Annotated in this window: 8 protein-coding genes; 1 reads left to right on the top strand and 7 read right to left on the bottom strand. The window is 72.3% G+C overall.

Features of this window, described 5'->3' with window-relative positions:
* Positions 1–160: 160 nt before the first annotated feature.
* Positions 161–1,771 carry a protein kinase gene (locus tag ACIRQ7_RS18795; protein WP_404263634.1) on the bottom strand — a complete coding sequence of 537 codons (1,611 nt, stop codon included), beginning with the start codon at positions 1,769–1,771 and terminating at the stop codon, positions 161–163.
* Between the two features lie 328 nt (positions 1,772–2,099).
* Between ACIRQ7_RS18795 and ACIRQ7_RS18790 the strand changes: the two genes are divergently transcribed.
* Positions 2,100–3,749, top strand: coding sequence for a protein kinase (locus tag ACIRQ7_RS18790; protein ID WP_404263633.1), 1,650 nt, complete (start codon positions 2,100–2,102; stop codon positions 3,747–3,749).
* Positions 3,750–3,856: 107 nt separating this feature from the next.
* Here ACIRQ7_RS18790 and ACIRQ7_RS18785 read toward each other — a convergent pair whose 3' ends face one another.
* The 6 genes from ACIRQ7_RS18785 to ACIRQ7_RS18760 all read right to left on the bottom strand — a co-directional run bounded on the left by ACIRQ7_RS18785 (position 3,857) and on the right by ACIRQ7_RS18760 (position 10,835).
* Positions 3,857–4,420: a bacterial proteasome activator family protein gene (locus tag ACIRQ7_RS18785; RefSeq protein WP_401464195.1), complete on the bottom strand. Its 564-nt coding sequence runs from the start codon at positions 4,418–4,420 to the stop codon at positions 3,857–3,859.
* A 248-nt stretch (positions 4,421–4,668) separates the two neighbouring features.
* Positions 4,669–5,511: a hypothetical protein gene (locus ACIRQ7_RS18780; protein ID WP_404263631.1), complete on the bottom strand. Its 843-nt coding sequence runs from the start codon at positions 5,509–5,511 to the stop codon at positions 4,669–4,671.
* Between the two features lie 237 nt (positions 5,512–5,748).
* Positions 5,749–6,726, bottom strand: a complete 978-nt coding sequence (locus ACIRQ7_RS18775; protein WP_401464199.1) for an NAD(P)H-quinone oxidoreductase — start codon at positions 6,724–6,726, stop codon at positions 5,749–5,751.
* Between the two features lie 139 nt (positions 6,727–6,865).
* Positions 6,866–8,014 carry a potassium channel family protein gene (locus tag ACIRQ7_RS18770; protein ID WP_401464201.1) on the bottom strand — a complete coding sequence of 383 codons (1,149 nt, stop codon included), beginning with the start codon at positions 8,012–8,014 and terminating at the stop codon, positions 6,866–6,868.
* Positions 8,011–9,918 carry a molybdopterin molybdotransferase MoeA gene (locus ACIRQ7_RS18765; RefSeq protein WP_404263629.1) on the bottom strand — a complete coding sequence of 636 codons (1,908 nt, stop codon included), beginning with the start codon at positions 9,916–9,918 and terminating at the stop codon, positions 8,011–8,013. Before ACIRQ7_RS18765 ends, ACIRQ7_RS18770 begins: the two co-directional genes overlap by 4 nt.
* Positions 9,915–10,835: an NTP transferase domain-containing protein gene (locus ACIRQ7_RS18760; RefSeq protein ID WP_404263627.1), complete on the bottom strand. Its 921-nt coding sequence runs from the start codon at positions 10,833–10,835 to the stop codon at positions 9,915–9,917. Before ACIRQ7_RS18760 ends, ACIRQ7_RS18765 begins: the two co-directional genes overlap by 4 nt.
* Positions 10,836–10,920 lie beyond the last annotated feature (85 nt).

Here is a 10,920-nt window from a genome sequence, read left to right as displayed (position 1 = left end):
GCCCCGCCCGCCGCGCCCCGGGGGGTTGGGGCCCCCCGTTATCCCGGGGGGGGGGGGCCCCCCGCCCGGGGGGGGGGGGGCCCCCCCGGGGGGGGGGGGCGGGCCCCGGGGCCCCGGCGCCCCCCCCCGCCGTACAGGTCGTCCGGGGTGTGCGCGGAGGTCAGCCGCCGGTGCTGCCGAGCGTGGCGCCGCTGTCCGTACCGGTGGTGGTGCCGCTGTCCGTGCCGCCGTTGTCGGTGCCGCCGTCGTCCGTACCGCCGTCGGCACCGCCGTTCCCCGTGCCGCCGTCGTTCGTACCGCCGGTCTGCGTACCACCGGTCGAGGAGGGCGGCGCGGACGTGGGCGGCGGCGAGCTCGGGGGCGCGGAGGTCGGCGGCCCGGAGGTCGCCGGCGTGCTGGGCCGGGTGGTCGGCGGCTGGGTGTACGTGCCGGAGTCGCCGCCCGTATTGCCGGGGAGCGTCTCCGGCGTGCTCGGCTCCTCCGTAGGCGGCTCGCTGGTCTCGTCGTCCTGGGAGGGCGACGGCGACTGCGACGACGGCGTCTCGTGCTTCTTGCCCGAGCCGTTGCCGTTCTGCAGGGCGATGGCCACGCCCACCGCGATCGCGATCACCGCGAGCGCGGCGATCAGCCAGATCTTGCCGCGGCCGCTCTTGGCGGGGCGGTGGCCGCCCTCGAAGGCGCCGTCGTCCGCGTGCATACCGGGCGGCAGGATCGGGTTGGCCGCGGTGCTGCCCGTGTCGGGGTGCGGCATCGCGGTGGTGGCGGCGGTGCCCATGGCCGGAGTGCTGCCGCCCTCGTGCATGGCGACCGGGCCGGTGTTCCAGGTGCCGGTGTGGGCGCCCTGCTCGTGCAGCATCTGCAGCGAGTACTGGACCAGGCCGCGCATCTCCTCCGCGGTCTGGAAGCGGTCGTCGGGGTCCTTGGCCAGCGACCGCATGACCAGGCCGTCCAGCTCCGGCGGCACCGCGTCGGCGACCTCGGACGGCGGCACCGGCATGTCCTGCACGTGCTGGTAGACGACCGAGAGCGGCGTCTCACCGGTGAACGGGGGCCGCAGCGCGAGGAGTTCGTAGAGCAGGCAGCCGGTGGCGTAGAGGTCGGAGCGGGTGTCGACGGTCTTGCCGAGCGCCTGCTCCGGGGAGAGGTACTGCGGGGTGCCCATGACCATGCCGGTCTGCGTCATCGTGGACGCGGCGCCGTGCAGGGCACGGGCGATACCGAAGTCCATGACCTTGACCGCGCCGCTGTTCGTGATGATCACGTTCGCCGGCTTGATGTCACGGTGCACGATGCCGTGCTGATGGCTGTAGGCCAGCGCCTCCAGCACACCGGAGACGATGATCAGTGCCTGGTCCGGCGGCGGGGCATCCGCGTTGTGCAGCAGTTCACGGATGGTGCGGCCCTCGACCAGCTCCATGACGATGTACGGCACGGTGTTGCCGGCGACGTAGTCCTCGCCGGAGTCGTACACCGCGACGACCGCATGGTGGTTGAGCCCCGCGACGGACTGTGCCTCGCGGGTGAACCGCGCCTTGGACACCGGGTCCTCGGCAAGGTCGGCGCGCAGCAGCTTGACGGCGACGGTCCTGCCCAGACGTACGTCCTCGGCCGCGAACACCTCCGCCATACCGCCGCGGCCGAGCCGGCGCGTGAGCCGGTAGCGGCCATCGCCGACGAGCCCGCCGTTGCCCCACATCTCCGGTGCATCGGGGATATTGGAGCCGGTGGCCTCAGGGTCGGACGGGCCCTGGGGGCTCTGCGTCGGTGCCATCGGTCCTCGCCGTCGAATCGATCCGCGTCACAGCGGTAAGGTCTCGGTCTTCGCTAGAGCACGCTACAGGTTCCGCGGCACCCATCGGTCCGTCGTGGACCGGCCATCAAACCTCTCGGATACCAAGCGTGGCAAGTTCGCCAGGGCTCCTGCGGGGCACAAAACGTCCCATCCCCGTGACCGGATCTTGCACATCTGGTCACGGAACGGGCACACAGCTTGACGTGTCAGAGGCCTGGGGCAGACTGACCGGTGGAATTCCAGATGTGATTGCTACACGTATTGATCGCCACACGTACGGGCAGTGCGCCTAGGGGGAAGCGGAACCATGAGCCAGGACGGCGCTCAGGGCCAATTCGAGGGCCGGTCGGTCGGCGGAGGACGTTACCAGCTTCGTGATCTTCTTGGCGCGGGTGGAATGGCATCCGTGCACCTCGCGTACGACAGCGTGCTCGACCGCGAGGTCGCGATCAAGACACTGCATACAGAACTCGGCCGTGAACCGGCATTCCGCGAGCGCTTTCGCCGCGAGGCCCAGGCCGTGGCCAAGCTCACGCACACCAATATCGTCTCCGTCTTCGACTCCGGCGAGGACGAGCTCGACGGCGGCATGGTGCCGTACATCATCATGGAGTACGTCTCCGGGCAGCCGCTCCGCTCGGAACTCGACACCGATATCGCCCAGCACGGCGCGATGCCGACCGAGAAGGCGCTGAAAATCACCGCCGATGTCCTCGCCGCCCTCGAAGCGAGCCACGAGATGGGCCTGGTCCACCGGGACATCAAGCCGGGCAACGTCATGATGACCAAGCGCAACGTCGTCAAGGTCATGGACTTCGGTATCGCCCGTGCCATGCAGTCCGGCGTGACGTCGATGACGCAGACCGGCATGGTCGTCGGTACCCCCCAGTACCTCTCGCCCGAGCAGGCGCTGGGCCGCGGTGTGGACGCCCGCTCCGACCTCTACTCCGTCGGCATCCTGCTCTTCGAGCTGCTGACCGGACAGCTGCCGTTCGACGCGGACTCCCCGCTCGCCATCGCCTACGCCCATGTCCAGGAAGAGCCGCCGGCCCCGTCGAGCATCAACCGTTCGGTGCCGCCGGCCGTGGACGCGCTGGTGGCGCGGGCGCTGAAGAAGAACCCCAACGAGCGCTTCCCGACCGCCGAGGCGATGCAGGACGAGTGCCTGCGCCTCATCGGCTCCGCGCAGTCCGGGTCGACCCCGCTGATCATCAGCGAGGGTCCGCGGGCGCGCACGAGCGGCTCGTCGGTGTCCTCCGCGGTGTTCCCGGCCGCCTCCGGCACTCCGCACACCCCGGCCCCGCCGAGCGTGCAGCAGCCCTACCAGCCGACGCAGGCGGGTGGGTTCGGCCCGTCGACACCCCCGCCGGTGAACGGCCCCTACCCGACCCCGGCCCCGACGCCCACCCCGTTCAACAACGGCGGCTTCCCCACCCCGGCTCCGTACTCCCCGCCGCCGTTGGCGCCGAGCATGCCGGCGCGCGGTGGCCCGCCCCGTAAGAGCAACACCCCGGTGATCGTCGTCTCGGCGATCGTCGGCGTGGTCGTGGTCACCGCGATCGCGATCGGCATCGGGCTGAGCGCCGGCGGCTCCAGCGACGAGGGCGGCGATGACAGCCCGACGTCGTCGTACTCCTACTCCTACTCCTCGCCGTCGGCCAGCGTCCGGCCTCCGGACAAGTCCTCGACGGCATTGATCGCGTCGTCCGAGTGCACCGACCCGGACTACCTCTCCAGCGAGCCGGACAAGATCTTCTTCCCGTCGTTCTCCTACAAGAACCTGGACTCGGTGAAGGCCTGCCTCGATGCCGCGGGCTGGAAGTACACGGTCACCAAGGAGAACTCCTACTCCGCCAAGGACACCGTCACCGAGACGTTCCCGACGGCCGTCACCCGGTGGGACCCGAAGAGCGGCGACACGATCCGGCTGACCGTCTCGACCGGGATCAGCGACTGACCGACGGGCATGCCATGAGCCACTCATGGGAGACATGAGAGAGGGGCCGGCACGCGGGTAGCGTGCCGGCCCCTCTCGACCGTTCTCAGCGGCCCCTCGTGTCCGTTCTAGAGGTAGGGGCCCGAGCGGGCGCCGCCGTGGCCGAGCTGGTCCTCATCGCCCTCCGCAGGCGACGCACCAGGCGGCAGCGCACGGCGCATCGACTCCAGCTGGGCGCGGGCCGCCATCTGCTGGGCGAACAGCGCGGTCTGGATGCCGTGGAAGAGGCCCTCCAGCCAGCCCACCAACTGGGCCTGGGCGATGCGCAGTTCCGCGTCCGTCGGCACCGACTCCTCGGTGAACGGCAGGGAGAGCCGCTCAAGCTCCTCCACCAGCTCGGGCGCCAGGCCGTCCTCCAGTTCCTTGACCGAGCTGGAGTGGATCTCCTTGAGCCGCACCCTGCTCGCCTCGTCCAGAGGAGCGGCCTTCACCTCTTCCAACAGCTGCTTGATCATGCTGCCGATGCGCATGACCTTCGCAGGCTGTTCGACCATGTCCGTCACCGGGATCTCTCGGGGCTCGTCGCCCTCTTCCCCGCCACCGGAGCCGGCGCTGCCGAGCGCCATGCCGTCCGGGCCGACAACCAGGACGTGCGGGCTCTCCTGCGACCGTTCGTTCATCGGCATATCCATGCCGCCATTCTCTCGTACCGCTACTCAAGAACGGTGGTGCCCCCGGAAGACTGTGATCCACCGTTCTCCGGATGGGGATCTTGGGTCTTTTGTTGGGATCACGCCGGCCACGTGGTTCCGGTCGCCGGACGCAGGCCCCTGTTTCACGTGAAACCCGTTTCGCCACCCGTTTCACGTGAAACAGCCGCCGGAAAAACCGCCGCCGCGCTGGTGGGATCCGGTACCTTCACCTGCCGGTCCGGCGGAGATCAGCGCCGTCGCAGCCGAAGGCCGAGGAAGGCGAAACCGAGACCGGTCAGCGCGAGTCCGGCACCCATCGGGAGCACCCGCTCGACCCGGGCCGCGGGGGCGTCCAGGGCATACGGGCTCTGGGCCGCGGGCCCGGCGTCCGTGGCGTCCGGCTCGGAGCCGGTGAGCTCCTCGGACGGGGCGGGGGTCTGCTCCGGCATCCGCTCGTAGGGACGCCGCCCGGCTCCGCCCGCGAGATCCGAGGTGCGGTGCGACGGAGAGGTCTTCGGCCGGGCCGAGGGGTGGGGCGAGGCGCCCGTGCCGGACGACGGCGGGTGGGACGGCGAGGAAGGGGCCAGCGACGGGGCGGACGACTGCGGCGGGGTCACCGAGCCGTCGGCGCCGGAAGCACCGGACCCGTTCGCCGGACCGGACGGCTCGCGGCTGCCCGGCTCCGTGTTCTCCGAGGGGCGGCCGGTGGCCGGGTCGGAGGACGAGGGGTAGGGATCGGCGGCGTCCCGGCCTGAGGAGTGCCCCGGGTGGTGGTGGTGCCGCGGTCCGCCCCCAGGCCGGTCGCCCCAGTCCTGCAGGCTGCCCGACAGGCCCCTGAGGCGGTCCCGAAGCCCGGCGAGCTCCGGAAGGTCCAGGAGGGCGTCCAGGTCCGGATCCTGCAGGTGCCGCGACGGCGACCCCGAGTGCCCGGGATACCCGCGGCCCCCGTCCGCACGGCGGTCCGACGGCACGGAATCCGCCGCGGCGCCGCCCAGCGGCTCACCGGGGTGGGTGAGGGGCCAGGCGAGATCAGGTGGGAGTTCGACCGGGGTGGCCCGGTGGTCCGAGGCCGTCGCGGTGGTGGCTGCCACCGGAAGGGGAAGGACTGCTGCTGCGACCACCAGAAGGCTGGTGGCAATGCGCGTACGGAATCGTGGAGCCACAGCCGTTGCCCCTCCCGTGCCGAGCCGTCGAGTGACGTGTCCAGCGTCACATGTCGCCACATTCCCGGCATCTTGGACATGGCGATCGACGGCGTGTCGGCTGTCATTCGGCGGCGGGGAGGGGCCTCGCGGCCCCGCTCAGCAGGAGAGCGGGGCCGGTGCGGTTCAGACCGTCAGCACGACCTTGCCGACATGCGAGCTCGCGTCCACCACACGATGCGCCTCGGCGGCGTCCGCCATGGGCAGCGCGCGGTCCACGATCGGCCGGACCTGGCCGTTGCCGATCAGCGGCCAGACGTGCTCGCGCACGGCCGCGACGATGGCCGCCTTCTCGCTCAGCGGGCGCGCCCGGAGGCCGGTGGCGGTGATCGCGGCGCGCTTCGACAGCAGCGCGGCGAGGTTGAGTTCCGCCTTCACCCCGCCCTGCATCCCGATGATCGCCAGTCGGCCGCTGACCGCCAGTGCCTTGACGTTCCGCTGGAGGTACTTCGCACCGATGATGTCGAGGATGACGTCCGCGCCCTTGCCGTCGGTCGCCTTGCGGATCTCCTGGACGAAGTCCTGCTCGCGGTAGTCGATGAGGATGTCCGCACCGAGTTCGGCACAGCGCGCCAGCTTCTCGGGACCGCCCGCGGTCACCGCGACCCGCGCGCCGACCGCCTTCGCCAGCTGGATCGCCATCGTGCCGATGCCGCTGGCGCCCCCGTGCACCAACAGCGTCTCGCCAGGCCGCAGATGAGCAATCATGAAGACATTCGACCAGACGGTGCAGGCCACTTCGGGCAGCGCCGCCGCCGTGACCAGGTCGAGGCCCGCCGGGAGCGGCAGCACCTGACCGGCCGGCACGGCGACCTTCTCGGCATAACCGCCGCCCGCCAGCAGCGCGCACACCTCGTCACCGACGGCCCAGCCGTGCACCCCGGGACCGACCGCCGCGATCCGCCCGGAGCACTCCAGACCGGGGTACGGGGAGGAGCCGGGCGGCGGGTCGTAGAAGCCCTGACGCTGCAACAGGTCGGCACGGTTCACGGCGCTGGCCGCGACCTCGATCAGGACCTCGCCCTCGGCAGGCTGCGGATCGGGCACGTCCGCCCAGACAAGTGCTTCGGGGCCGCCGGGCTCGGGGATAGTGATCGCTCGCATGGGCGCGAGGCTACTCGCCACCCGCGCCCGGGGCGACGGGGCGGGGGGGCGATGACTACGGACGGACTACGGATGGGCGACGGGCTGTCTCCGGCATCCGCCCCGCGAACCGTCCCCGCTACGCGTCCACGAAGCGCGTCTACTCGTCCACGCGGCGCATCGGGGAGACGCCGGTGCCCGGGAGCGTCGGCTTGTTCGTGCGGTGAGGGGGCTTGCCGGGAAGGTCCCCGTCCTCCGCGGGGGCCGCGCGGACGATCGTGATCAGACGGTCGGCGGACTGCAGCGGGCTGGCCGCCGGATCGTCGTAACCGAGCAGCCGGTGGCCGCGCAGCACGGACACGACCAGGTCGTCGGTCTCCCGTACGGACCTGCCGACCTCCGCCTTCACCACGGGACGCTCGACCAGGTCGAGGCCGCTGCCCTGTTGGATGAGGTCCTCCATGACGGTGCCCGCGCTGGGGCTGTGCACGGAGAGACCCAGCAGCCGGCCGGCCGCGCTGGCAGAGGTGATCACGGAGTCGGCGCCGGACTGCCGCAGCAGCGGGGCGTTCTCCTCCTCCCGCACGGCCGCGACGATATTGGCCTTCTTGTTGAGCTGACGTGCGGTCAACGAGACCAGGACGGCCGTGTCATCGCGCTGAGTGGCGATGACGACCTGGTGGGCGCGCTGGATCTCGGCCCGTACGAGCACATCGCTGCGGGTCGCGTCGCCCACCACCCCCGCGAACCCCTCGGCCACCGCGGAATCGATCACCTTGGGGCTCGGGTCGACGATGACGATGCGGTCGCGGGTCAGGCCGGTGGCGCAGAGCGTCTGGACCGCGGAACGGCCCTTGGTCCCGAAGCCGACGATGACGGTGTGGTCACGCAAGGTGTTTCTCCAGCGTTTCAGTTGCCACTGCTCGCGGGTGCGCTCGGTCAGCACCTCCAGTGTGGTGCCGACCAGGATGATCAGGAAGAGCACCCGCAACGGCGTGATGAGCAGGATGTTCAGCAGCCGTGCGCTGTCCCCGTAAGGGACGATGTCGCCGTATCCCGTGGTGGAGAGCGTGACGGTGGCGTAGTAGACGCAATCGAGCAGGTCCACCGAGCCGTTGGCGTTGTCGTGGTACTCGTCGCGGTCGATCCAGACGATGAGGACCGTCGCGACCAGCACCATCAGCGCCATCAGCAGGCGGCGGGCGACTTGCCGCAGCGGCCCCATGGGGGTGCGGCGCGGCAGTATCACCCGATGGGAGCGGTCCTCGGGGACCTCGCGCGCCGCGGCGTCGTGGGACGGGAGCTTCACGCGGCTCCTCCGGAGGGGGGTACGGGAAATGTGGAGCGTACGGGATCTGACCCGTCTCCGACCCCTCCGGGACCGAGATGGGGCCCATCCGGTCCGGGGGATGCTCCCTCGGGGCCGCCCGTCGTGGATCCGGCACGCGGGGGTCCCGGGGCTTGTGTACCCGATCCGTAGGGGTGGTCCGGGCCGGCTCCTTCCATCGACCAGCCCGCCGACCAGGGGAGTTCGAGGAGTTCGACCTCCGCGCCACGGCCCGCGCCGCCCGGTGGCACGACGGCCAGCGCGTCGGCCGCGGCGATCCCGCGCAGCATGGCGGGGCCGTTGAAATGCAGCGGAGCCGCCGTCAGACCGTCCCGGTCGTCGTCGCGGTAGGCCACCGGGACGAGCCGGGTGTCGTGCGGATGTCCCTGGACGGCCCCCGCCAGCGGCGTCCGCCAGGCCGTTGCCCGGCGGCGCGCGGCGAGCGTACGGAGCAGCGGCTCGGCGAGCGTCAGCAGCCCGGAGACGGCGGCGAGGGGGTTGCCGGGAAGGCCGACGAGGTAGCGGCGCGGGGTGAGACGGGCGAGCAGCATGGGGTGCCCGGGACGGACCGCCACACCGTCCACCAGCACCTCGGCACCCAGCCGACGCAGCGTGGGATGCACGTGGTCGACGGGGCCTGAGGCGGTGCCGCCGGTGGTGATGACCACATCGGCGGTGGAGTCGGCGATGGCCGCGTACAGGGTGTCGGCGTCGTCGGCGAGCGGCCGTGGCGGTGCGGCCTCGGCGCCCAGCGCCCGCAGCCAGGGCCCGAGCATCGGGCCCAGCGCATCCCGGATCCGCCCGTCCTCGGGCAGTCCCTGCTGCAACAGCTCATCGCCCAGGACGAACACGTCGACCCGGGGGCGCGGATACACCGTCAGCTCGTCGTAACCGGCGGCCGCGGCGAGACCGAGCACGGCGGGGGTCACCAGGGCGCCGGCGGGCAGCAGTTGGTCACCGCGGCGGCACTCCTGGCCCCGCGGGCGGATGTCCTGGCCGGGCGGCGCGGGCCGCGGTGCGGACAGCCGCGCCCGCTCTTCGCCCAGGTCACGGACCTCGCCGTGCTCGCTGCGCAACACGGCGGTGGCGCCGGACGGGATGCGCGCACCGGTGGCGATACGGATCGCGTGCCCGTCGGAGAGGGCCTCGGTGGGGACATGGCCGGCAAGTATGCCGGGGTGCGCCTCCGGGTCGGCGGGGCCGTCGATGCGCCACGGGCCGGGGCCCGCCACGGCCCAGCCGTCCATCGCCGAGGTGTCGAAGGACGGCAGGTCGGTGAGGGCGGTCAAGGACGCGGCGAGCGTACGGCCGAGCGCGTCACCCAGCGCGGACGTCACCGGCGCGGGCGGCCCCGGCACCGCACCGGCAGCGATCTCCCGCGCGGCACTCCAGAGGGCGGGGGGCTCGGGAGGAGCGGGTGAGGCGGTGGGGGCCGGTGAGTCGGGTGGTTCGGAGGACGGTGCACCGGTGGTGCGGGTGCTGCGGGTGGTGTCGGTGAGATCGAGGGGGCCGAAGGGATCGAAGGAGTCGAAGGGTTCGGCGGGTCCTACGGAGCCCACGGGTTCTACAGGGTCGGCGGGGTCGACGGGGTCGGCGGAGGGGCCTTCGGGACGGTCCGAGGGGCGGTCGGAAGAACGGTCTGCGGGGCGGTCCGATGCCGCTGCCCCCTCGCCGCGACCGCGCCCGCAACTCCCGTCACACGCCCCGCTGCCGCCACCGGGGTTGGCGCCCGCCCCGGGGCCGGTGTTCGGGGGGTTGTCCTCGGCGGCGGCGAACATGTCGTACGGGCGCCCGCCGGAGACGCCGGGCCGGAGACCCGACGCCGCGGTGTCGTTGACCACGGCGAGGGCGTCGTTCAGCGCGTCGTCGAACTCCCCGTCCGTCATTCCGCGGGCTTCGTTCCGGTGCTCGCGCCGCTGCCCGCAGCCGTCCCGCCGTCCCTTTCGGGCTCCTCAGCGGCCCAGCGGTTGGCCAGCGCGGCGGCCCGGCGCGCCAGCTCCGTCACGTCCCCGCCCTGTTGACCCGCCGCGTAACCGATCAGGAAGGTCGTCAGGGGCGCGGCCGGGCGGGCCACGCCGTGCGCCGCGTCGCGCGCGAGGTCGAGAAGTTCCGTCGTGTCGACATCGAGTTCGATGCCCAGTTCGGCCTTGACTGCGGTGATCCATTCGTCCAACACGTTGCCATGCTCCCTGATACGGGCGCGTGCCGCGCTGAGGTCTTCCCAGGTGTCGCAGTCGAAGGATGCCGTGGAGGTGGCGTCCGGGACCCGTTCGAGCGCCAACTCGGCCAACAAGGGGCGCAGCGGCAGCCCCGCCAGGTCGCCGCGCTCGGCACGCAGCAGGGCCAGCAGGCGGCGCAGCGGCTCGGTCCGATAGGCGGCCACCAGCGGCTGGTCCCGCCCCTCGCCGTCCCGCAGCACCGCACCGTCCGGCGATGGCGCCCCGTCGTCGCCGGCGGCCGGCCGCGTCGCCTCGGTGAGCAGCGTCCGTACGGTCGCGGGGGTCAGGAACGGCAGGTCCGCGGAGAGGACCAGCACCGTCGGGGCGGTGGTGTGCCGCAGCCCGGCCTCCAGCGCGGCGAGCGGGCCGCCGCCCGGCGGGTCCTCCAGGGCGTGCACCACGGCGCGGACGGCCGGGCGGCCGGGCCCGACGACGACGGTGATCGCCGCATCCGGGCAGGCGGCGAGCACCCGGTCCAGGAGGGGGCGGCCGCCGACGGACAGGGCGGGTTTGTCCGCCCCGCCGAGCCGACGGGCGGCGCCTCCGGCCAGCACGATGGCGTCGTGGTCGGTGTGGTCGCTCACCCCATGAGTATCGCCGCACACGCCGCATTCACACAGGTGTCACCGGCCACAGCCGGGCCGCGCTCCCGAGGCTCCGCAGCCGGAG

The sequence above is a fragment of the Streptomyces sp. NPDC101393 genome (genome assembly GCF_044767385.1).
Taxonomy (GTDB): Bacteria; Actinomycetota; Actinomycetes; order Streptomycetales; family Streptomycetaceae; genus Streptomyces.
Note: the sequence above shows the minus strand (reverse complement) of the source record. Positions and strands in the feature narration are given on the sequence as shown.